The organism is Microbulbifer weihaiensis (assembly GCF_048323715.1).
Lineage (GTDB): Bacteria > Pseudomonadota > Gammaproteobacteria > Pseudomonadales > Cellvibrionaceae > Microbulbifer.
The window spans coordinates 58,105-80,894 of sequence record NZ_JBLWFL010000007.1; the positions used below are offsets into that span (position 1 = coordinate 58,105).

A 22,790-nucleotide genomic window follows, 5' to 3' on the forward strand; every position below is an offset into this window, starting at 1 on the left:
AAGGCATTACCCGTTGTATGGCAGCATCGTCATATGCAACAAATTCACGCCCCAATGTGCCAGCACGCAGGCCCAAAAACTTTCCCGCAGCTGCCAAAGCAGCGCGTATCCCAGCGCAGCCAAACCCACTAGCCCCAACATCAATGGGGAAGCCGCCCAGGCGGTGTGAAGTGTGGTGAACAAGGCGGCGACTATCCCCGTCGCCAACCATTTCCGCTTGCCAACCAGTTGCCCGAGCCCCCGTTGCAGTACCCAGCGGAAGAACCCCTCTTCTGCGATACAAACCACCAGAAGATTGATCAATGCGGCAACGGCGATGGTGGCAGTGAATTTGAAGTCGGTGCCGAGAAGCAGCGCACCGGCAACAATGGGTAGGGCGATGACGCCAGCCATCACCGGTAAGTCGGCGCGTTTCAGGGGTTGTGGACGCAGCAACATGAACACCACCAGCGCCAGCGCGATCACCGCTTTGGCCGGTCGCAGGCTGGCGTAAATCAGGTTGCCTTCGGGATCACTGTATGGTGGCAGTAGCGCTATGTGTGCGTTACCGGGAATCTGGCCGCTGTTAACCACCAACATGAGTACCGCCGCCAGTACAAATGCGGCAGCCCGTTTCCAGCCTTGCGCATTTTCTATCGCAACCAGTGATAACCAGATTGCGGGAGGAAACACCCCGATCCAGCCAAATGGAAATGCGAGCGTGCATAACAGTGCAGCCGGTAACCACACCATTTTCCCTTCAAAGGTTTCGGTCGCGCGAATTACAGGTTCGCCCTGAGCGATATTGAGGGTAAACATAGAAAATCCATTTTCATTACATTAGGGGTAAAAAAACTGCAGAGATTTGCAATTTTAATACCTGCTGAAGAGTGATTCAGTGACACAATTCCATTGTCACGCCAGCAGTATTTTCACCCATTGTATGTCGCGCGGATAGAGCGATAGGTCAATTTCATTTTTGCCGGATCCAGCGGCGCCTTGAAAAAGCCGTGATAGTGTCCGCGGGGATTGATCAACACAACTTGAGATCCGTGATCCACGGTGTATTCGCCATCCCCCAGTGGAACCTTGTTGAATGGCACGTTCAGCTGGTTGGCAAAGCGCTTCAATGCGAGGAATTCACCGGTTACCGCACTGAAATCGGGGTTGAAGTAACGCACATATTCGTAAAGCTGCTTAGGCTTGTCGCGTTGCGGGTCAACAGAAACCAGTAGCACCCTGGTGTCTTTCCGGGTTTCCTCATCCAGCGTGAGATAGAATCGATTCAATGTGGCCAGCGTCGTTGGACAGACATCGGGGCAATGTGTGAAACCGAAAAATACCAGTGTCCAGGCGCCCGCCAGTTCATCGGTGAAATAGGAGTCACCGCTATCTGCCAGCAGTTCAAACTGATCCAGAATGCGCGGCCGCTCCAGCGTGACTGCGCCATTCGCGCGCAACTCCGAATCCGTAATGATCCGCGGCTGGCCCATCTTGTTGACGAACCCGAACAGCACGCCAACCATGAACAACACCATCACCGCAACGGTGAGAAAAATGCCCCGCTTTTGATCCGGCGACAGATGGACGTTCGAACTCACGGCAGCACTCCAGTTTGCGGCAACACAATCAGATAGTGATCCAGCAGCATGATGCAGAACAATGCCATCAGGTAGACGATGGAATACTTGAAGGTTTCCATACCGGCATTGGGTTTTTTTCCCCGCAGCATTTCAATTGACCAGTACACAAAACCCAGCCCCAATACCACAGCCCCCAGTAAATACAGCCACCCCAACATCGCCGTGGCAAATGGCAGCAGTGTGACCGCAAACAGGATGAACGTATAAAGAAGAATATGAACTTTGGTGTACTGCACGCCGTGGGTAATCGGCAGCATGGGAATTTCTGCCTTGGCGTAGTCATCGCGGCGATGTACGGCCAGCGCCCAGAAATGCGGAGGAGTCCAGGCAAAGATGATCAGTGCCAGGAGCAAGCCGTGCCCGTGCAGGTCACCGGTTACGGCCACCCAGCCGAGCAGGGGCGGCGCAGCGCCAGCGAGGCCTCCGATTACGATATTCTGTGGCGTGGCGCGCTTTAGGAACATGGTATAGATGACCGCATAGCCCAACAGGGAAAACAGGGTCAGCCAGGCCGTTAATGCATTGATAAATGCGAGCAATATCGCCATGCCTGTACAGCCCAGAATCAGGGCAAAAGCCAGTGCCTTCTGCGGTTCTACCCGTCCGCGGGCGACGGGCCTGTTGGTTGTGCGGGCCATCTTGATATCAATGTGGCGATCCACCAGGTGGTTTACGGCAGCGGCCGAACCCGCGCACAGCGCGATACCCAGGTTGCCCAGGAGCAGCACATCCAGAGGTACCATACCGGGAACGGCGAGCAGCATGCCGATCACCGAGGTGAGTATCATCAACATCACCACTCGGGGCTTGGTGAGTTCGTAGTAGTCGCGCCAAGTTGCACGTTGGATGCTTACTGCCTGGGTACTCATGGTTACCACCTCTTTTGTTTCTTATTTTGGTGGCCGAATTCCTTCCGGCCTTGTCTAGGTTTTCCTGATTTCCGGCTGTACCGTATTGATTCGATAACAGAAGGTTAGCAAGCTCAGTAACAACAGCGCGGCACCGGCGTTGTGCGCAACCGCGATAGGCAGCGGCAGCGATAGCACAACATTTGCGATTCCCAGCGCTATCTGCAAACACAGAACAACGATCAGGCCCTGCGCCCAGCGGGGTGAGCCCGCCTTCCAAGCCCGAAAAGCCACTGCCAGCACCAGCAACGCCACGATGAGTGCGCCAATGCGATGGGTCAGATGGATCGCCGTGCGGGCATCGCTTTCCATGGCACCGCCGAGATAATTCGGGCCGATTTGTTGGGCAATGTTGAATCCTTCACTGAAGTCGGCAGCTGGCCACCACTGGTTGTGGCAGGTTGGGAAATCCGGGCAGGCGAGCGCGGCGTAATTGGAGCTGGTCCAGCCACCCAAGGCAATTTGCAGCGATACCACCACAACCGCCACTATCGCCAGCGGGCGCAAGTTCTGCAAGGCAGTAAATTCGTGGGGCGGGATCAGCCGGCGCCGGTAGCGAAGCCGCTCGGCGAGCATCCACAGGACCGACAATGTCGCCATGCCGCCAAGCAGGTGGGCAGTCACTACCTGCGGCCACAATTTCAGGGTTACGGTCCACATGCCAAAGGCAGCCTGCAGGATGATCAGCCCCAGAAGAAAATGGCTCTGGTAAAAACCGCGGTGTCCACGGCGCCGCCAGAACATAAAGGTCAGGCTGACGACCAAAAGCAGCAAACTGCCGGCAAAGTAGCGGTGCACCATTTCCGGCCAGGTTTTATCCGTTTCCACGGGTGCGTGGGGGAACGCCTGATTCGCGATGGCAATTTCGTGCCCCTCGTTGGGCCAGAGCAAGTGTCCATAGCAGCCAGGCCAGTCCGGGCAGCCCAGCCCGGCGTGAGACAAACGTGTAAACGCACCCAATACCACGACCGTGAGTGCCAGCCCGGTACCGATCAGTGCGAGACGGAAACGCCAGTCTTTTTTATAGTTTTTTCTCAATTCTGTGATATCAGATTCCACCCGTTCTCTCTCCTTTCAGCCCCATGTCCAATACCTTTCACCAAGCGTGCCCATTAGGGTTCATAGGAGTACTTCAACAGGCGCTTTATGTCCTGGCGAAGCTGCTTGCCACTATGGGTGTGGTCATAAACCATCATGGCAAACCCTTCCTGATCAACCAGCAAAACACTCGGGGTTTGCTGGTCAGCGTGGTCGCTGTCGGCCAGCCACTGTTTCAGCTGCTGGCTGTTCGCAACCGCAAAGCGCATACGCGGATGCTGCTTTGCAATTTCTTCCCGAGCCGGCCCCCCCAAGGCGGTATCCGTCACCAATATCCGTTCCACACGATGGGCCTTATCTCCAAGACCGATATGAACCTGACGGGTTGTATAAAGCAATTCTGCACAGACGTCGCTGCAGCCCTGTTCGCTTACAATCAGGTAATGCCAGAGTGGGCTCTCCGCAGTCAGATCGAGCGTTTCACCGCTGTCATCCAGCAATCCAAGCTCAGCGACTGACTGTGGAGGAAGCAGCAGCTCGCCCTGGTTAACTGTGTCCTTGGGGATACCGAAACCGGTCTGGTACACCAGGTAGGCCGCCACAATCGGCAGTGCCACTGCAGCAAGAACGCCGAGCGCGGCGATGCGCCCCACACCCGCCTTGCGCCCCGCGTGCCCTGACTCCATGGCGGAATTGGTTGCGGCTACCGCTGCGCCCCCCGCGCTGTAATTTGATTCACTCATCCTATTTACCTCGCATGTGCGCCCTGCGGCGCTGATTATTGTTATTCAATAAGCTCAGCGGCGAATGATTCCAGCAGTGATCATACTGCGGATATTTGTCGCTGCCAGCAACCAAAGAATGCAGAGCGCAGCCGCCATGGAAAACCACTGGAACGCGTAGGCTTTGTGTCGAGCTGGCGTGCTGTTAACAAACTCCCAGTCCGTGACCAGCGCCGTATCTGAATCCGCACTCAGGCGAATTGACCATGCCGGTTCATCCAGTCCGAGCACCGCCGTCAAACCGGTATCAATCATCTGTATCCGTGCGTGGGCACCAATGTTCGCAAGCCCCTTCCCGGCCGGTACGGGATATAGAAATCCGTTAATTACTTTTGCCGCCAACGGGTAATTCACTTCCGGTAGCTGGTTGCGGCTTGAGCCCGCCGCCAGCCAGCCTCGATTGATCAACCAGCGCTGCTGCCCGCTGACAAACACCTGCAACACCTCGTAACCGACGCGACCATTGCGAGTACGGTTATCGAGGTAAAAGTATTCATCGGTATAAAAGCCAAGAAGGCGCACCGGAGTAAAAATTTCGGGGGATTCAAGTGCAGAAAGTTTGCGGGGTTGTGCCGCGAGTCTCGCGTCGATGTCAGCAATAATCTGCTGCTTTTCATCAGCGCGCTGTAATTGCCAGCTGCCGAGCGCAAGCAATAGCGGCAGCAGGCACAAACTCAACAACGTGAGAGGCCAGCTGCGTATCAATGCTACACTGGCTGCTCGCGACGGTTCTCCATTTTCCGTGGAGTATTTTCCGGTCCCGGTTGGTAACGCTTTGTCGCCTCCGGCGGACGACGAATTCGGAACTGTCATGCCAATAACTACTTCTATAAATGGCTTTTTACTATGTGGCTAAAAGCAATAATCGTACTGTTGTTTCTCGCCGTACTGGCCAGTTTGACCAGTGCCCTTGTGTTTCTGTTGCGCGACATGGGAGCACCGGAATCCAAACGTACTCTTTATGCTCTCGGTATCCGCGTGGGCCTCGCCGCACTGTTGCTGTTCGCAATCTGGTATGGCTTCGACAGCGGCCAACTCGCGAATACTGCACCCTGGGCGGACAAGTATTGAGTTGGCCGGAGTCCCGGTAATTAAGTCGTAAACCTGGGGAATCAGGCGCCCAGAACATAGACAAAAATAAACAGCCCTACCCACACGACATCGACGAAGTGCCAGTACCAGCTGGCCGCTTCAAACCCGAAATGGTCATCGGGCTTGAAATGGTTTGCGATTACTGAACGCAACAGCATGATCAGCAGCATGATGGTGCCCATTGTCACATGTGCGCCGTGAAATCCGGTCAACATGAAGAAGGTGGTGCCGTAAATCCCGGATTCCAGTGTCAACCCAAGGTGCTGGTATGCTTCCAGGTACTCTTCAACCTGAAAGAACAGGAACGCCGCACCGAGGATCACTGTGATGCCCAACCACAGATTGAACGCCTGCCGCCTTCCCTTTTTCAGGAATACGTGCGCAACGTGCACCGTGACGCTGGATGCGAGAAGCAGGACGGTGTTCAGCAGTGGCAAGTGCCAGGGGTCGATGATGCCTTTGGGACCGATTACCTTGGCAGACTCACCGCTGACAGCCTGCTCCGGCGTGACCATTAAGGGCCAGCTATTCTCGAAACCCTGCCACAGTAAGTTGGAGGAACCGCGATCTCCTTCACCGCCCAACCAGGGCAGCGCGAAGGTGCGAATATAGTAGAGCGCGCCAAAGAATGCCGCGAAGAACATCACTTCGGAAAAAATGAACCAGCCCATCCCCCAGACGTAGGAGCGCTTAAGCTGGGCGCTGTTGAGGCCCGCCATATTTTCCCTGATGACGGCAGCAAACCAGAACCAGAGAACCGTTGCCATGGACAAGGCACCGGCAAAAAAAATGTAGGAACTACCACCATTGATCCAGTTGGCAGCGCCAAACGCCGTAAGGAACAGGCCGATCGTGGCGAAAATCGGCAGCCGGGACTGCTCGGGAACATAGTAGCTGCTTTCAGTGGCCATATTTTTTCATCCCTCTCGCTCGGAGTCGGTATTTTTGTTGTCTGTTTTGTTCGCAACCCTTTCCGTGACATCAAACAGCGTGTAGGAAAGCGTGATTGTATTAACGCTGCGCGGCAGGTCAGGGTCGACAATAAACCGCAGTGACAGCTCCGCCGCTTCACCCGCAGCCAGCGCCTGCTGGTTGAAGCAGAAGCACTCCGTTTTATGAAAGTACGCAGCGGCCTTGGATGGCACCAGGCTGGGTATTGCCTGTCCCACCATGTCCCGCCCGGTCGGGTTACTGGCATGGAACACCGTGTCCACGGCCTGCCCCGGATGTACCCTCATTTCCAATACGTCTGGCCGGAACGACCAGGGCATATTCTCATTGTGGGTGGCAACAAACTGCACCTTGACCAGTCGCTCCTGATCCACCGCCGCCGGCACCGCCTCATAGCGACCACCGGTCTTGCCGTTAAGGCCGGTGATCTCGCAGAAGGCGTCGTACAGGGGCGGCATCACGAAGAGCGCAAACCCCAGCATCCCGGCGGCAAAAGTCAGAAGCTTTGCGGCGGTTTTACTGTTGTCACTCCAGGTCATCTGGCAGCCTCAACCCGATATTTAACGCACCGCCGGAGGTGTGCTGAAGGTGTGGTACGGAGCGGGCGAAGGCACGGTCCACTCCAGTCCCTGCGGGTTATCCCATACCTCGTCCGTCGCTTTGCGACCACCGCGTACAGTCCGAATCACATTGAACAGGAACACGATTTGCGCAGCCCCGAACAGAAAGGCCCCGATACTCGCAATCTGGTTGAAGTCGGCAAACTGCAGGGCGTAGTCGGGAATCCGGCGGGGCATTCCCGCCAGCCCGACAAAGTGCATCGGGAAGAAGGTCACGTTGAGTCCGATAAACGCGAGCCAGAAATGCACTTTCCCCATGGTTTCGTTGTACATGTGGCCGGTCCACTTCGGCAGCCAGTAGTAAACACCCGCGGTGATCGAGAAGATGGCGCCCGGCACCAGCACATAGTGGAAGTGCGCCACGACAAAGTAGGTGTCGTGGTACTGGAAGTCTGCCGGCGCAATGGCCAGCATCAGCCCGGAAAAGCCACCGATGGTGAACAGGATTACAAAGGCAACGGAAAACAGCATCGGGGTTTCAAAGGTCATGGAACCGCGGAACATGGTAGTGACCCAGTTGAACACCTTCACCCCGGTGGGTACCGCGATCAGCATGGTGGCGTACATGAAGAACAGCTCACCGGCAATCGGCATTCCCACGGTGAACATGTGGTGTGCCCACACGATGAAACTGAGGAAGGCGATGGATGCCGTGGCATACACCATCGAGCTGTAGCCGAACAGCGGCTTGCGCGCAAAGGTGGGAATAATCGCCGACACGATACCAAACGCCGGCAGGATCATGATGTAAACCTCCGGGTGACCGAAGAACCAGAACACGTGCTGGAACAGCACCGGGTCACCGCCACCGGCCGCGCTGAAGAAACTGGTACCAAAATGGATGTCCATCAGCATCATGGTTACGACACCTGCGAGTACCGGCATAACCGCAATCAGCAGATAGGCGGTAATCAGCCAGGTCCACACGAACAGCGGCATTTTCATCAGGGTCATGCCCGGTGCACGCATATTCAGAATGGTGGCGACAATATTGATCGCCCCCATGATCGAAGATGCACCCATGATATGGATGGAGAATATGAAGAAGGTGACGCTCGGCGGGGCATATTCGGTGGACAGTGGAGCGTAGAACGTCCAGCCAAAATTGGGCGCGCCCCCCTCCATGAAGAGCGTGGAAGCCAACATTGCAAATGCAAATGGCAAAATCCAGAAGCTCCAGTTATTCATACGCGGCAAGGCCATATCAGGAGCACCGATCATCATCGGCACCATCCAGTTGGCCAGGCCCACGAATGCAGGCATCACCGCCCCAAACACCATGATCAAACCATGCATGGTGGTCATCTGGTTGAAGAATTCCGGCTGCACAATTTGCAGCCCGGGTTGAAACAGCTCAGCGCGGATTACCAGCGCCATACAACCGCCAAGCAGGAACATCGCAAAACTGAACCACAGGTACATCGAACCGATGTCCTTGTGGTTAGTTGTGTAGAGCCAGCGGGTAAAACCGGGTTTCGGACCGTGTGCCATAACTAAACTCCTCTCGGCTCCTGCTTACTTATTCTTGAAATTGAGAATGTCGATGGGCTGCACGGTGTCGCCCATGTTGTTGCCGAAGGCATTGCGCTGGTAAGTAATCACCGCGGCGATATCCACCTCGCTCAACTGTGCACCGAATGCCTGCATCGCCGGGTTCTTCGACGACCCGTCCACCACCATGCTCATATGGCCATCCATGGGGCCGGTGGCAATCTTGGAGCCGGCGATCGCCGGGAAGGCGCCGGGCACCCCTTCACCCTTGGCCTGGTGACAGGCAACACAGGTGCTGTTGTAAACTTTTTCACCGCGCGCATAGAGCTCATCGAAGGTGAACGTTTTATTGGTCAATTCCTTGACCCTTGCGGCCGCCTCGGCGCGCTCGCTGAGCCAGGAGTGATATTCATCTTCGGGAACCGCTTTCACCACGACCGGCATGAAGCCATGGTCTTTACCGCACAGCTCGGCGCACTGGCCACGGTACAGGCCCGGCTCGTCAATACGGGTCCAGGCCTCGTTCACAAACCCGGGGATCGCGTCCTTTTTCACCGCGAGATCCGGCACCCACCAGGCGTGAATGACATCATTGGCCGTGATCAGGAAACGGATCTTCTTATTGACGGGCACCACCAGCGGCTCATCCACCTCGAGCAGGTAGTGTTCCGACTTGGGCAGTTCGTTATTGATTTGAGCGCGGGAAGTGGAGAGATTGGAGAAGAAAGACACATCGGAACCCAGGTAGTCGTATTTCCACTTCCACTGGTAGCCGGTAATCATGATGTCCAGGTCGGCTTCTTTGGTGTCATAGATCTCGTACAGGGTCTTGGTTGCCGGTATGGCCATGCCGATCAGGATCAGTGTTGGCACAATCGTCCAGGCCAGCTCCACCAGGGTGCTCTCATGGAACTGGGATGCCTCGTATCCCTTACTCTTGCGGTGACGCCACATGCTGTAGAACATCACCCCGAACACAAGAACACCGATCACCACGCAGATCCAGAAAATCAGCATGTGCAAATCGTAAGTGGTACGGGAAACTTCGGTAACTCCCTGGGTCATATTGACCCCCCAGCGCTCCGCTTCACCCGCTGTATTCCCGGCTGCTTCCGCAGCTTGCTGGGCAAACGTGATAGGTGTGAGGATCGAGAGGAACAGGAAGGCGAACAGCCGTTTTAAGCCCATCAACATCGCCTGCAGATCTCCATGTTTGTTATTCTCGCGAGCCGCTTTCCTGCGGTCACACGGTTGCGGACCCGCAACACAGAAACGTGTACGCATGGCCGCAGCGCGGTCACCAACAAGGTAGCAAAGCCCTGTAACAGCCGTTGGCTATTGCGGAGGACTGGAGTCTGCCCGGCGTTTACGCCGGAAATATTCCACACATCAATGTGGACATGCTGTAGTAAACCAAGACTACATACACTGTGCGCACGCCGGGGGAGGCCACAGCTGCGCGATACTGCTGTCAGTGCAACTTGTTATTTTTCGCTAAAAGCTTATTTACTTCAGATGTCGCCGCCCGAAAGGTACAACCAACAACCTGTGTTTTTTTGTCGCATCTACTGCACAGTCAAAAGGAACACATCGCTCAATAAAAGTCAATTACACCGCCAAACTAGATGAAGAATTTACTGGCTCGCACGCGTGCCTTTTCGCGCCGACGGTTCGCCCCCTACCAGCGCGTATGGGATCTCGCCTGGCCGATGATTTTAAGCAACGTAAGCGTACCGTTACTCGGCGCCGTAGATACTGCCGTGCTCGGCCACCTGTCCAGTGCAGAATATCTTTCCGGAGTCGCCATCGGGGCCAGCGTCATTTCCATGCTGCTGTGGGCGTTCGGCTTCCTGCGTATGGGCACAACCGGCCTGGTAGCCCGGGCCAAGGATTCCGGCATCCCCTGGCTACTGCGCGCCCTCGCGTTGGCCGGAGCCCTCGGGGTGTTACTCACAGCCATGGCTACTCCCCTGTTGCCGGCCATAACCCAGTGGATGAATGCCAGCACCGCGGCCGCCCCACACGCCCACGACTACCTCCAGATCCGTCTGTTGAGCGCCCCGTTTGCACTAGCCAATTTTGCCATTCTCGGCTTTTTTATTGGCCGCGGGGACAGTCGCACCCCGCTGCTGATCCTGGTATGCGCGAACCTGCTGAATATCGCACTCGACCTGCTGCTGATTATCGGCCTGGATATGGGCGCACAGGGTGCGGCCTGGGCCTCGGTAGCTGCGGACCTCTGCAGCTTTGCCCTCGCCGCCTGGCTGCTCGGCAGACGCTATCCGCAGTTGCAGGAAGAGGTAGATCGCAGCGTGACCAGCGGGAATTTCTGGCCTTGGCAACAAGCAGCCCCTTGGCGTGAATTGCTCCAGATCAACAGCGACCTGTTTGTGCGCACCTGCCTGTTATTGTTCACCCTGACCTTTTTTACCGCTCAGGGCGCGGCCCAGGGCGATGCGGTGCTGGCCGCAAATGCGATTTTGCTGCAGCTGTTAATGGCAACCTCCTATGCCCTGGATGGCTTTGCCCATGCTACCGAATCCCTGGTCGGCAACGCCGTGCGCCGGCAATCGACTATTCGCTTTATGCGCACAGTCACCGCCGCCGGCATCTGGGCTCTCGGTTCAGCACTCCTGATTACCGCGGTACTGGTTACCGGGCGCAGCTGGATACTGCCCCTGTTCACCAGCATCCCGGACGTACTGGAATTGGCTCAGGCGTACTACCCTTGGCTGTGTGCGCTGCCACTGGTCGCGGTCTGGAGCTATCAGCTGGATGGGGTGTTCATCGGTGCAGGCAAGAGCCGCCAGATGCGTGACACCATGTTTATCGCCACTGTGATCGTGTTCTTACCCTGTTGGTGGTTCACCCGCCACCAGGGCAATGCTGGCATCTGGCTCAGCCTATTTTTGTGGTTTGTCGCACGTTCCGGCGGGCTTATGGTCTATTTTTACCGCTACACTAAGAAAAACAACTGGCTGTAACTGGAGCTACGGTTAGAACCCTCTTCCAGCGTCAAGCAGTCTTGCCGGAACCGTTATATGGCCGGAAAGCGGTATTATTCGGCAGCATCTAACACGGCAAAGAAACGGGGAAGCGGCTTCGCCGTTTTTTATTTTTGACCGATGTGCGAATCCTACAAGTTCATTCAACAATGCATTGATCGAGCCGTGCAGGCCGAGCAGGATCGCTGTCGTTTTCGGCGCTCCCTGCACGATACGCTGCCGAGAATCCATCGCAGTGTCCAGTTGCCCCAGCGCGATGCGCCGCTGCACCTGACATGTTTCGTTATCCGCTACATTCAGGTGATCCCAGCCTGGCTCGAACAGATAGATACGCTCTGTCAGGCGGCCGGTCTCAATTTCCGTCCGGTAAGGGAACTAATTCTCCACAGCTTCAGCTCCGTACCGGAGCGTCAACCACATGAACACGGTCTCGGATCGATCCTGGATGAGGCTTACCTGGCCCACCGGACGATGGAAGAAATCAACGATATCCTGCAGCCACTCTGCGGCACACCAATATTGCCCATGGATCCCATGGTCGCTAACCTGGTGGTGCGTGAATTGCTGGGTGAATCACTCGCTTGCCAACTGGATAACCTGAGCGAATTACTGGTGCGCCGTTTTGAACCGGAACAGCTGGATCCGGCACACCTGGTTTCATTGATTCTGAGCAAGCAACGGTTCGAAGATGACCCGGGAAACTGGCCGGACTTTGCCCAGCACATGCAGATTTCCCTGCTCGCTCCGGCCATGGACAGGGAGCTGGACAATTCCCATTAGGTTCGCTGGCTCCTGCTATCGAGTGACGATTTGCCGCCATTGATTATAAAAATCAATTTCACTGGTAAGTAACGCGCGATTGAGGCCATCCACTTCACGGTGCAGTTTTTTATCGTAAAAATAGAGGCTGCCGGCGCGCACGGCAAAACCCTTGGGATTGTCGACCAGCAGCTGATAGAAGTGCTGCTGTCGGTCAAGATAGAGGTCAACTTCTTTACGAGAAAAATTTCCGTGCCGATAACCGGAAAAAACAGTCCGCTGAATCTCCTCCTGCGCAGCCCTGCGACTTTCTTCAGATAACAAACTATTATTTAGCAAACTGGTGACGTCGGCCTGGAAATCTTCCAGGTAACTGTCCGCAGCCTGTGCACTCACCTGCACCCGATAAAGCGCTTTTTTTCTCCGCTCCAGGGTGCGGGTATCGGTCAGGCGCTCCATTTCCCACAGCCCGGTTTTCGCCATATAAGCGACCGGGCGAAAAATGGTTCGATGCTGCCGGTTGCTGTTTTCTGTCAGGCGGTTGCAGATATCCACCGCGGCCTGCCACTCCGAAAATGGTTTCCCATCAAGCAATTGCACGGGCAGTTCGGACACTGCCGCGCGCAGCAAACTTTCCTCCTCGCGGTAAAACTCCGGCTTCGCTTTCCAGTCATTCGACTGCAAGTGGAACAGTGATAGCAGGCTTTGATTTACACAACGACTCAACAGATAGGAAACCTGTGCGCGCTGTTCGGCACGCTGATTTTGGTAGTAGTCGAATCCTTTCTTTCCGGCAATGGCCAATACGAGGATGAGCGCAATGAGTGGATAAATTTTTTTCAAGCGTTTCTCTTGTGATCTGAATTCAGGTTATTTTTTTTTGCTACCTGGCGGCTGCAATATTTTCACCGCAGTCTCCTCTACTTCCCTGTCATCAGTCTGATTAACGCGGGTATCCAGTTCCCGCGGCGTTGCCTGCAGGCGGATTTCATCCTTGAATCCACAGGCGACACATTCACGATAATTTTTATCGCCGAGTTTGTAATTGACGATGCGATCCATCTCGCTGCAGCGTGGGCACACCGCACCGGCGATAAACCGGCGCTTGGCCGGTTTCTGTATTTCATTCTGATCGGACATGATTGTTACCTCTTTCAATTCCGCTTATTCAATGCCGGAGTGACGCAGCAACGCGTCTATTTTAGGCGCGCGGCCGCGGAATTCCGTGAACAGATCCTGAGCATCACGACTTCCCCCCTGCTCCAGCACGGTATGTAAAAATTTCTGCCCTGTTGCCGGATCGAAAATCCCGTTCTCTTCAAACAGGGAGAATGCATCTGCGGACAGCACTTCCGCCCATTTATAGCTGTAGTACCCGGCCGCATAGCCACCGGCAAAAATGTGGCTAAAGCTGTTCTGGAAACGATTTTCTGGGGATACCGGAACCACCGAAACCTTACTGCGCACCTCGTTGATCAGGCGCTGGATTTCCAGCCCGTTGGCGCCCTCCGGGCGGGAGTGCAACAGGAAATCGAACAGGGCAAACTCGAGCTGGCGCACGGTAAACATCGCCGACTGGAAGTTCCTGGCTGCAAGCATTTTGTCCAGCAGTGCCTGCGGCAGGGGCTCTCCGGTCTGGTAGTGACCGGAAATCAGTGCCAGCGCTTCCGGTTCCCAGCACCAGTTTTCCAGGAACTGGCTTGGCAGCTCCACCGCATCCCAGGCCACGCCGTTGATGCCCGACACCGCCGCTACATCCACCCGGGTAAGCATGTGGTGCAGGCCGTGGCCGAACTCGTGAAACAGCGTGGTGACTTCGTAGTGGGTCAGCAGCGCTGGCGCATCTTTTGATGGAGATGAAAAGTTACACACCAGGTAAGCAATAGGCAACTGCAGGCCGCCGACACTCTGGCGCCGCACCCGGGCGTCGTCCATCCAGGCACCGCCGCGCTTGTTCTCCCGCGCATAGGGATCCAGGTAAAAGCCCGCAATCCGCTCGTCTCCACGCTTCAGCCAGTAAAAATGCACATCGGGATGGTAAGTGGCGACAGAGGAATCCTCCTGCGCGGTTACCCCAAACAGTTTTTCCGCAACGGCGAACAACCCCTGCAGAACTCTCGGGTACGGGAAATATGGGCGCAGCTCTTCCTGGCTGATCGCATAGCGGGACTGCTTGAGTTTTTCTGCGGCCCAGGCAATGTCCCACGGCTGTAACTGGTCGATACCAAGCTCTGCCGCGGCAAACGCCTGCAGCTCCGAAAATTCCTTCACCGCCGCAGGCCGCGCGCGCTTGGCGAGATCCCACAGGAAGTTTTCCACTTCTTCCGGATCCCTTGCCATCTTGCTGGCCAGCGAGCGCTCGGCATAGTTCTTCATGCCCAGAAGGTGTGCCTGCTCAGCGCGCAGCGCGAGTATTTCCGCCATCACATTGGCATTATCGAACTCACCGGCGTTGGGCCCGACATCGGACGCGCGGGTGATGTACGCGATGGACATCTTGTGCCTCAGGTCGCGATTGTCCGCATGGGTCATCACGGCGAGAAAACAGGGACCGTCGAGGGTCAGCAGCCAACCATTTTTGCCCTTGGACTCCGCCAGTGCCTGCGCGGTGGCCAGTGCCGTCTGCGGGATACCGGCCAGTTCGGAAGCGTCTTCAATATTCAGGGTCCAGGCGTTGGTGGCATCAAGCACGTTATTAGCGAAGGTGCTTTTCAGTTCTGCCAGGCGCTTGCTGATGGTGGCAAAACGCTCGCGCGCAGCGCCCTCCAGGCTCACCCCGCCCAGGTGCATGTCCCGCAGGCCGTGGCGTACCGCCTGCTGGCGGGCCTGGGGCCAGCTGCCGAAGTCCGGTGCCTTGGCCAGTGTGCGATACACCGCATAAAGGGCCGGATCCTGCCCGACTTCCGTCCAGTATTCGGTGACTTTTGCCAGACAGGCCTCATAGGGCGCGCGCCACTTGCCGCTCAGCACACTGTTGAGGTGGGATACCGGGTTGAAGGCCTTTCCCAACTGGTCCTGAACCTCCTCAAGCGGTGCCAGGGTTTCTTCCCAGCTAGGATTTTCTCCCGCGCTTTCCAGACCTTTTCGCAGCTTTTCGCGACATTTGTCGATAAGTTCAACAATGGCCGGCTCCGCGAATTGCGGTTGGATGCGGTCGAAAGGCGGCAGTACGGGGGACTCTAACAGCGGGTTGGACCACAGCGTGTCGGACATGGGCATTCCTTGTCGGTAAGCGGATACAGAAAACAAACGCGCCCCGAACGACCGCGGACGCGGCAGACGGGGTTAACATATGCGCTGTATTTTAGTGGATAGCCATTCCGGAGGTCAGCCTTGTCCACCAACGCCCCCGCCGAAACCCCCAATGTGAACCTGCGCGAGCACCGTGGCAGCGCGCCAAAGCTCGGCGCCCGCGTGTTTGTTGACCCGATGAGCACCGTGATCGGCGACGTGGAGCTGGGGGACGATTGTTCCGTCTGGCCCATGGCGGTGATCCGCGGCGATATGCACCGTGTGCGCATCGGCGCGCGCACCAGCGTACAGGATGGTTCGGTACTGCACATCACCCATGCGAGCGCATTCAATGAGGGCGGCTGGCCGCTCACCATCGGCGAGGACGTGACCATCGGCCACAAGGCCTGCCTGCACGGATGCACGGTAGGCAGCCGGGTACTGATCGGCATCGGCGCGATTGTACTCGACGGCGCAGTGATTGAAGACGATGTGGTGCTCGCCGCAGGCGCACTGGTGCCACCGGGCAAGCGCCTGGAAAGCGGCTACCTGTATGTGGGTTCACCGGCCAAGCAGGCGCGCCCGCTATCGGAAAAAGAGCGCAACTTTTTTACCTACACCGCCGGCAATTACGTCAAGCTCAAGGACGAATATCTTGCACATGAATAGGGCACAGAAAGTTCTTTCCCTCGCTGAAAAATCGGTATAAAGATTTCTTAAAGGCCCGTTTCAACCACCATTGAAACGGGCTTTTTTGTTAAGATTTTGCTCCGCTTTCGTGCTGATTTTCCCCCGTGCTGAGTAGCGGAACAGGGTGCCAAGAATCTTATTTTTTGCAGCACAATTATCCCGTTCTTTACCGATTACCGTGTATGAGTGTCACTTCAGATCTCACCCACTGGCACCAGTGTGTAGCCAACCTGCTCGACAGCGAGTCTGATTCGCAGCGCATCTATGAATTGTTGCGCGGCGCCGAATCACTGGTGAGCGGCAACAGCAGCATGGCAATTCTGTACCCGGTGGACAGCGCGCCGGAAATCACCCACCACCGCCTGCTGGCAAATGAGCAACTCAGCACACAGGTTGATCGCTACATTGAAGGTGCCTACCTGTTTGACCCCTTTTATCGCGCGGCCGTGGATGACGAGAAAGAAGGGTTTTATCTCCTGCGCGAAGTGACGCCAGACGCATTTAGCCAGACCGAGTATTTCCGCATGTATTACCGCGAGGCCAATCTCGGTGACGAAGCCTGCTATCTCGTGCGCGGCGAAGGCGGGATCATCGCGAGCCTGTCCATAGGTCGCGCCTCGGATCTTGGCAAGGGTCGATTTTCAACTCAGGAAGTTGCTCTACTCAAATCCCTGCTGCCATTGGCACAGAGTGTGTTGCGGAAATGGATCCGCAATTACGCCAGCGCAGAACATCAGCAGGAAACGTTCGGCAAGCGCTTGGAAAAGGCACTGGAGAATTTTGGCAGCTCACTGCTGACCAATCGTGAGTGCGAAGTACTGCACATGACCATGCGCGGCCACTCCATCAAGTCGATGGCGGAAAAGCTCGATGCCAGTATCGACACCATAAAAACCCACCGCAAACATATTTACTCCAAACTCGACGTCACTTCGCAGTCGGAATTGTTCTACCTGTTTATCAGTGCGCTGCGCCATCACACCGGCAGCGATCCGGATCCGCTCACGAGCCTGGAAAAATAAATTCGCGGACACAAAAAAGCCCGCATTTGTCACTCAGGAGAGGTAGGTTCCAAAGTGACAGCGCGGGCGAAGGTCCACAAGACAGAATTCAATTCAAAACAACGGTCAGCAAACAATCTATTTCAAACGCACTATTTCTGGGTAATGGGGAATCCCATTTTTTCCACCATGCGCACCCAGGGAATGCGCCAACCGCGCTTTTCATCCAGCGTATCCAGCGCGTACATGGTGATTTTCGCCCCGATCCAGCGGAACGGTTCCGGCGGAATATACGCCGGCTGCGAACGGGCGAAATTCAGTGAGCGCTCCGGCACTTTTTTGTCGTCCAGGATCGCCAGACCCACGCGGGCGCCAAAGCGTGTCGCGGTGACACCGAAGCCGGAATAGCCACCTGCGTACAGCATCTTGCCGCCGTGGTAGTGCTGATAGTGCACCGCCATACGCGTGGTCAGCGCGATCGGACCGCTCCAGGCGTGACTGAATTTGATACCGCGCAGCGACGGGAAGGTGCGGTAGAAATTATCGATCAGGCGCACATAGGGTTCCGGTGCCTTGTCATCTTCCGGATCGGTGTTGTTGCCAAAGAAATAATCCAGGCGGCCACCGAACAGGATGCGGTTATCCGCGGTCAAGCGCATGTAGTTCAACTGCGTACGGGTGTCGTAAATGCCCTGACGGTTTTGCCAACCGATACTCGCCATCTGCGCTTCGCTCAGCGGCTCGGTGACCACGATGCGATCGCGTATAGCGGCTACCCGATTGCGGATTTTTTTATTCCCGGACGCAAACGCGTTGGTGGCCAGCAATACCTTGTTGGCCTGCACGCGGCCCTTGGGGGTTTTTACCAGTACGCCGCCTTTGCTTTTGGCATTGCTGACCATCGGCGTGTTTTCATATATCTGTACGCCCAGCTCCATCGCCACGCGCTTCAGGCCCCAGGCCAGTTTCGCCGGGTGCACGGTGCCGCTGCGTTTTTTCGACCAGAGTCCACCGTTGAACAGCGGTGACTTCACTTCCTGCTGGATCGCCTCTTTATCCAGCAGGTGCGCGTCGTGACCGTAATGGCGATAGAGCTTGTATTCCTTCTCGATATCCTCAATCCCTTCATCGCCCACCGCCACTGTCAGTTCGCCGCCCCACTCCAGATCGCATTCGATACCGTAGCGCTCAATGGTCTCGCGAAATCCGTCCAGGTTTTCCTTGCCGAGCTGCTCCAGCATTTCCATATCTTCAGGAAACAGGCGCTGCGCATTGGCCAGGCCGTGCATCACCGAGGTCGACAGGATCGCCGCCGGGCGCCCGGAGGCACCGATGGCAATACTGCCTGCTTCGATCAGTACCACGTCGCGCTCGGGGTTGGCCTCTTTGGCCTGGACCGCGGCCCACAGGCCGGTAAAGCCACCGCCGACGATCAGCAGGTCGCAGTCGAGCGGGCGCTGCAGGGCCGGCTCGTCGCGCGGGCGCTCCGGCGCATCCAGCCAGTAGGGGAAGAAGGTCGTTGCCTCCAGCGCTTGCAAAGCATCTACCCTGATCAGTTCATCACTCATGACTAGCTCTCCATCATCGCGTTGTCGCCGGCGCGGCAGTTAGTAAAGGTTGTAGCGAACCGAAACCCCGAAGGTGGTCGGCGCCTGGCGATAGAAAGAACGGCCAGCAAAGCTGGAGAACGCATAGGTCTCCGCGCTGCTGTCCTCAATATTTTTGATCCAGCCGCTGAATTCCCAGCGCTCATCCCCGTCACTCAGGGTGGCTTCCGCATCCCAGGAGTGCACCGGTCCGGACAGCGCATTGTCATCCGCAAGCTGCGCGGTCATGACGTCGCTGTAGGTGTAGCTGGTCTGCAGGCGCAGGTTGTAATCTGCAAGCGGCAGGTCGTAGGCGAGCAGGCTGTTGTAGCTCCACTCCGGCGACTGTGACAGGGCTACACCCGCGGGCAGCGGCGCGGCGAGCGCATCCACAAACAGCTGGTTCACGCCGTCGGCGCTGTCGTTGACCGCGGCATCGGCGGCGATGCCGCGCATGTCTGCGGTGGTCGGCGCTTTGGTGACTTCGCTGTCGAGGTAGGCGATGCCGGCCATTACCGTCAGGTTGTCAGTGGGCAGCCAGTGCAGGTCGAGTTCGAAACCGTTGGTTCTCGACTCGGGCACGTTGACCAGGGTGGTGTCCGCCACCGGGAATTCCAGATAGTTACTGAAATCGTCGACGATGATGGTCACCAGGGACTGGCGGTCGCTGTAGTCGAGACTGAACAGGGCGCCGTTCAACTGCAGGGAGGCGTCAAACAGGGTGGCCTTGAAGCCCATCTCGTAGGACAGCACTTTTTCCGGCGCCACGTAGGCCCAGCTGGCATCGTCGAGGATGGCCGCGCCGTAGTAGGCGCCGGCCTTGTAGCTGTTGGCCACATTCGCGTACAGCAGGAAATCGTCATTCACCTGCCAGTCCAGGCCCAGCTTGCCGGTGACGGCGCTTTCGCTGCTGCTGTCATTGAGCTCGGCAATCACATCGTTGAATGAATACACATCGTCGTGATTGGTGGACACGCCGTCGAAGGTGCGGTCATCGGCGCTGTAGCGGATACCGGCAATCAGGTTAAGCGTATCGTTGACGGCGGTTTCCGTGTGCAGATAGGCGCCCGAGGACTGGGTAACCTGTTCGTACTCGGCGCTAAGCAGATCCCAGCCCTGCGCAGTGATATCCGCCGGATTCAGCACGAAGGTGCTGGCGACGGAATCGGTAACGAAGAACGAATCGTCGAAGCGGTCGGAAACCTTCACGGTGTCTTCCGACACATTCACGCCAGCGACCCAGGTGGTCGCGCCATCACCGGTACTGACCAGGCGGAATTCCTGCGACCACTGGCTGATTTCGTTGTCCTGGTACAGGTCGAGGATCGCCGCGGAGGAGCCGCCGTAGTTATCCACAACCTTGCGGTCGTAGGCGTCGAACGCGGTGATCGAGATAAAGTCGACGGTCTCGAACCCGTAACTCAGGTTCAGCGAGGCGCCGTAGCCGGATTCGTCGCGCGCCACCGCGAGATCACCCACGTTGACGATGGTGGGGTCGTCGCTGCTGTTGAGCACTGCAAACGAGGCATCGCCAAAGGCATCCGCGAGGCCGCTCACCTGGGGGGATACCGGAGTGGACTTGTCGGAACTGAAATAAGCTTTCGCGAGGGCCTCGCCGTTATCGGCGAACGGGAACAGTACCTGGCCGCGGCCCGCGGAGCGATCCACGCTGCCAAATTCGCGCCCGGTCTGCGGGTCTTTCTGCCAGCCATCGGCGCTGGATGTGTTCAGGCTCAGGCGGCCGAGTACCTCTTCCCCGATCTCGCCACTGATCACGCCGGTCAGTTCGGTGGCACCGAAGTTGCCGATACCCGCGTCCACAAACGCTTCAAATTCACTGCTGGGTTTGGCACTGATGAAATTGATCGCACCGCCGGTGGTGTTCTTGCCGTACAGGGTGCCCTGGGGGCCTTTCAGTACTTCCACGCGCTCGATGTCGAACAGCTGGCCGCCGAGGAATGAAGGGTTGCTGGCAAACACTTCATCGGTGTAGATGCCAACCCCGCTGCTGTTGTTGGGGCTGAAGTCGTCCAGGCCGATGCCGCGGATGGCGAACACCGGGGTGCCGCCGGAAGTCGCGTTTACCGTCACCAGACCGGGGGTATGTGCACCCAGATCCACGGCGCTGTCGATGCCCAGGTTCTTCATCATGTCGCCGCTGAAGGCATTGGCGGACACGCCGATGTCGTTCACGGACTGCTCGCGCTTTTGCGCGGTTACGGATACTTCTTCGATCTGGTTGGCGAAGACACCGGTGGATATACCCATCGCGGACAGAAACGCGCCGGTGACGGCGACCGCGAGTGAATTTTTAGTGAAGCGCCGGCAGGCGCTGCCCGGTAACGGCATGATGAGCTCCCTGAGGTTCTTTTATCTGTCTTATCGTTGGGGAGACTATAAAAACCGAATAAGAATTCAGGTATCACCCCTAAGGGTGAGAAAACCGAGTTTTCCTTCAACTTTTGCCGCCAGCACAAAAACCCGCATAAAGCGGGTTCTTGTATGGTTTGTTGCCGGGAATCTGTCGAGGCGGTTTTACGCGCTCAGGTCGCCAGTACCGCGCCGCTGTCACCCGCCGGCCGGCGGTTCTGCTTCTCGGCCCACAGGATGGCCAGCTCGCCCAGCAGCAGGGTCGCCAGCGAGCCAATCAGCACCGGCCACTGCACACCCTCACCGGGGGTGTAGATGAACAGGAAGATGCTGATCCCGAGGATCGATACACAGAAATACGTCATCACACGCGCGATCCGCTCGCCCCCGGGCACGCGGAACGGCCGCGGGCGCGCGCCATCCACACGGCGCATCTTCAGGAAGGCGAGGAACATCCCCACGTAGGGCAACAGGAAGATCACGCCGCTGAAGGCAAACAGCGACCAGAACAGGTCTTCATTGGAATTCACCAGGAAACCGTACAGTACCAGGATGAAGGTGCTCGCCAGTCCCATCAGCACCGCAGCGCCCACCGGGGTATTGCGCCGGCGGCTCTTGATCGCGAACGCCCGTGGCAGCTCGCCCTCTTCCGCCGCTTCCGCCGCCGCCCGGTTGCCACCGATGGCCCAGGTGACGCCATTGGAGAAGAAGGTGTAAAGCGCAGCCACACCCAGGATCAGCACCAGGGTGTCACCGAACGGCAGCGCCGCGAAGAACAGCCGCAGGGTGTCCACCAGCCCTTCCACCAGGTCGATATCCTGCGCCGGAATTGCGGCCAGAATCGCGGTGGTGCCCAGGGTGTAGAGTGCGAGGATGATCGCACCGGATACCAGAATCGCGCGCGGCACATCCTTCTGTGGATTGCGCATTTCCTCACTACTCGAACTGATCAGCTCAAAACCAAGCATGCCGTAAATGATGGCCGGGATGTACTGCAGGCTGTCACTCAGGTTGGGCTTGATGCTGTCGAAGGTGATCGGGTTGGCAAGGCCGTTCTCACCGGCGTAAACCACCGCACCGGCGATGATCGCGGTGAAAATGATGATCTTGAAGATGGCGCCGATGTTGGGCACCCACTTGCCCACGCTCAGGGTCACCACATTGGCAATAACCGCGATCCAGGTCAGCACAATGCCGAGGCCAATCTGCCCGGCGACGCCCATGTCCGGCCAGAACAGCTGCTTCGCCACGCCGGCAAACAGGATGAAAATGGCCGGCATCCAGATTGCCACATTGACCCAGTAGCTCCAGCTGATACGCGACGCCCAGCGCCCGCCAAACGCATCCCGCACCCAGGCGTAGATACCGCCCTTTTCCGGGTAGGCACAGCCCAGTTCGGCAGAGACCAGGGCGAAGGGCACAAAGAAAAACAGGCCGAGGAAAAGCCACCAGAAAATACTCGAGGTACCAATGGCCGCGGTGGCGGCCAGGGTGTCCACGAGCAGAATGGCGGAGACGGTAAACAGGATCATGTCCCGTTTGCCGAGATTCTTTTTGACGGCGACTTCTGTCACGGACATTCTCCCGCGTTACTTATTTTGTTTTTTTGTTTGTGTTTTTCAGTTTCAGCCAGCGCACCGCCCA

The 22,790-nt window shown here is 57.0% G+C and carries 21 protein-coding genes; 5 read left to right on the forward strand and 16 right to left on the reverse strand.

What is annotated here, in order from left to right:
- Positions 1-6: 6 nt before the first annotated feature.
- The 6 genes from ACNKU7_RS10525 to ACNKU7_RS10550 form a co-directional block, all read right to left on the reverse strand.
- A complete protein-coding gene (locus ACNKU7_RS10525; RefSeq protein WP_418296941.1) occupies positions 7-798 on the reverse strand; it encodes a CPBP family intramembrane glutamic endopeptidase in 792 nt (263 codons plus the stop codon).
- Between the two features lie 113 nt (positions 799-911).
- Positions 912-1,580, reverse strand: coding sequence for an SCO family protein (locus ACNKU7_RS10530; RefSeq protein WP_418296942.1), 669 nt, complete (start codon positions 1,578-1,580; stop codon positions 912-914).
- The gene (cyoE, locus tag ACNKU7_RS10535) at positions 1,577-2,491 is read right to left on the reverse strand and encodes a heme o synthase (RefSeq protein WP_418296943.1); all 915 of its coding nucleotides are present in this window, start codon (positions 2,489-2,491) and stop codon (positions 1,577-1,579) included. Before cyoE ends, ACNKU7_RS10530 begins: the two co-directional genes overlap by 4 nt.
- A 54-nt stretch (positions 2,492-2,545) precedes the next feature.
- Positions 2,546-3,589: a COX15/CtaA family protein gene (locus ACNKU7_RS10540; RefSeq protein WP_418296944.1), complete on the reverse strand. Its 1,044-nt coding sequence runs from the start codon at positions 3,587-3,589 to the stop codon at positions 2,546-2,548.
- A 53-nt stretch (positions 3,590-3,642) separates the two neighbouring features.
- Complete coding sequence (locus ACNKU7_RS10545; RefSeq protein WP_418296945.1) at positions 3,643-4,311, reverse strand: SCO family protein; 669 nt, start codon at positions 4,309-4,311, stop codon at positions 3,643-3,645.
- Between the two features lie 54 nt (positions 4,312-4,365).
- Positions 4,366-5,055 carry an SURF1 family protein gene (locus ACNKU7_RS10550; RefSeq protein ID WP_418296946.1) on the reverse strand — a complete coding sequence of 230 codons (690 nt, stop codon included), beginning with the start codon at positions 5,053-5,055 and terminating at the stop codon, positions 4,366-4,368.
- 141 nt (positions 5,056-5,196) lie between these two features.
- Here ACNKU7_RS10550 and ACNKU7_RS10555 point away from each other — a divergent pair, with 141 nt between their 5' ends.
- Positions 5,197-5,421, forward strand: a complete 225-nt coding sequence (locus tag ACNKU7_RS10555) for a DUF2909 domain-containing protein (RefSeq protein WP_418296947.1) — start codon at positions 5,197-5,199, stop codon at positions 5,419-5,421.
- A gap of 41 nt (positions 5,422-5,462) precedes the next feature.
- Here the strand turns inward: ACNKU7_RS10555 and ACNKU7_RS10560 are convergent, their stop codons facing one another.
- The 4 genes from ACNKU7_RS10560 to coxB are packed head-to-tail and all read right to left on the reverse strand — an operon-like array spanning position 5,463 to position 9,698.
- Positions 5,463-6,353: a cytochrome c oxidase subunit 3 gene (locus tag ACNKU7_RS10560; protein ID WP_418296948.1), complete on the reverse strand. Its 891-nt coding sequence runs from the start codon at positions 6,351-6,353 to the stop codon at positions 5,463-5,465.
- A gap of 6 nt (positions 6,354-6,359) precedes the next feature.
- Positions 6,360-6,932 carry a cytochrome c oxidase assembly protein gene (locus ACNKU7_RS10565; protein WP_418296949.1) on the reverse strand — a complete coding sequence of 191 codons (573 nt, stop codon included), beginning with the start codon at positions 6,930-6,932 and terminating at the stop codon, positions 6,360-6,362.
- 21 nt (positions 6,933-6,953) lie between these two features.
- A complete protein-coding gene (ctaD, locus tag ACNKU7_RS10570) occupies positions 6,954-8,504 on the reverse strand; it encodes a cytochrome c oxidase subunit I (RefSeq protein ID WP_418296950.1) in 1,551 nt (516 codons plus the stop codon).
- Positions 8,505-8,528: 24 nt separating this feature from the next.
- On the reverse strand, positions 8,529-9,698 hold the full coding sequence (coxB, locus tag ACNKU7_RS10575) for a cytochrome c oxidase subunit II (protein ID WP_418296951.1): 1,170 nt from the start codon (positions 9,696-9,698) through the stop codon (positions 8,529-8,531).
- 431 nt (positions 9,699-10,129) lie between these two features.
- On the opposite strand from coxB, the gene ACNKU7_RS10580 reads away from it, so the two are divergent.
- Together ACNKU7_RS10580 and ACNKU7_RS10585 are read left to right on the forward strand one after the other, a co-directional pair.
- Positions 10,130-11,488, forward strand: a complete 1,359-nt coding sequence (locus ACNKU7_RS10580) for an MATE family efflux transporter (protein ID WP_418296952.1) — start codon at positions 10,130-10,132, stop codon at positions 11,486-11,488.
- Between the two features lie 186 nt (positions 11,489-11,674).
- The gene (locus ACNKU7_RS10585) at positions 11,675-12,289 is read left to right on the forward strand and encodes a hypothetical protein (RefSeq protein WP_418296953.1); all 615 of its coding nucleotides are present in this window, start codon (positions 11,675-11,677) and stop codon (positions 12,287-12,289) included.
- A gap of 15 nt (positions 12,290-12,304) precedes the next feature.
- Here ACNKU7_RS10585 and ACNKU7_RS10590 read toward each other — a convergent pair whose 3' ends face one another.
- From ACNKU7_RS10590 to ACNKU7_RS10600, 3 genes are read right to left on the reverse strand one after another with little or no spacing between them, the layout of a single operon-like run.
- Positions 12,305-13,111 carry a hypothetical protein gene (locus tag ACNKU7_RS10590; RefSeq protein WP_418296954.1) on the reverse strand — a complete coding sequence of 269 codons (807 nt, stop codon included), beginning with the start codon at positions 13,109-13,111 and terminating at the stop codon, positions 12,305-12,307.
- Between the two features lie 27 nt (positions 13,112-13,138).
- Positions 13,139-13,408 carry a YheV family putative zinc ribbon protein gene (locus ACNKU7_RS10595; RefSeq protein WP_418296955.1) on the reverse strand — a complete coding sequence of 90 codons (270 nt, stop codon included), beginning with the start codon at positions 13,406-13,408 and terminating at the stop codon, positions 13,139-13,141.
- Positions 13,409-13,432: 24 nt separating this feature from the next.
- Entirely contained in the window at positions 13,433-15,481 is a 2,049-nt protein-coding gene (locus ACNKU7_RS10600) for a M3 family metallopeptidase (RefSeq protein ID WP_418296956.1), read from the reverse strand.
- A gap of 120 nt (positions 15,482-15,601) precedes the next feature.
- Between ACNKU7_RS10600 and ACNKU7_RS10605 the strand changes: the two genes are divergently transcribed.
- Positions 15,602-16,168 carry a gamma carbonic anhydrase family protein gene (locus ACNKU7_RS10605; protein ID WP_472439831.1) on the forward strand — a complete coding sequence of 189 codons (567 nt, stop codon included), beginning with the start codon at positions 15,602-15,604 and terminating at the stop codon, positions 16,166-16,168.
- Positions 16,169-16,371: 203 nt separating this feature from the next.
- A complete protein-coding gene (locus ACNKU7_RS10610) occupies positions 16,372-17,211 on the forward strand; it encodes a helix-turn-helix transcriptional regulator (protein ID WP_418296957.1) in 840 nt (279 codons plus the stop codon).
- A gap of 131 nt (positions 17,212-17,342) precedes the next feature.
- Here ACNKU7_RS10610 and ACNKU7_RS10615 read toward each other — a convergent pair whose 3' ends face one another.
- From ACNKU7_RS10615 to ACNKU7_RS10625, 3 genes are all read right to left on the reverse strand, one after another.
- Entirely contained in the window at positions 17,343-18,758 is a 1,416-nt protein-coding gene (locus tag ACNKU7_RS10615) for an NAD(P)/FAD-dependent oxidoreductase (RefSeq protein ID WP_418296958.1), read from the reverse strand.
- 39 nt (positions 18,759-18,797) lie between these two features.
- Complete coding sequence (locus ACNKU7_RS10620; RefSeq protein ID WP_418296959.1) at positions 18,798-21,125, reverse strand: TonB-dependent receptor; 2,328 nt, start codon at positions 21,123-21,125, stop codon at positions 18,798-18,800.
- Between the two features lie 194 nt (positions 21,126-21,319).
- Positions 21,320-22,720: an APC family permease gene (locus tag ACNKU7_RS10625; RefSeq protein ID WP_418296960.1), complete on the reverse strand. Its 1,401-nt coding sequence runs from the start codon at positions 22,718-22,720 to the stop codon at positions 21,320-21,322.
- Positions 22,721-22,790 lie beyond the last annotated feature (70 nt).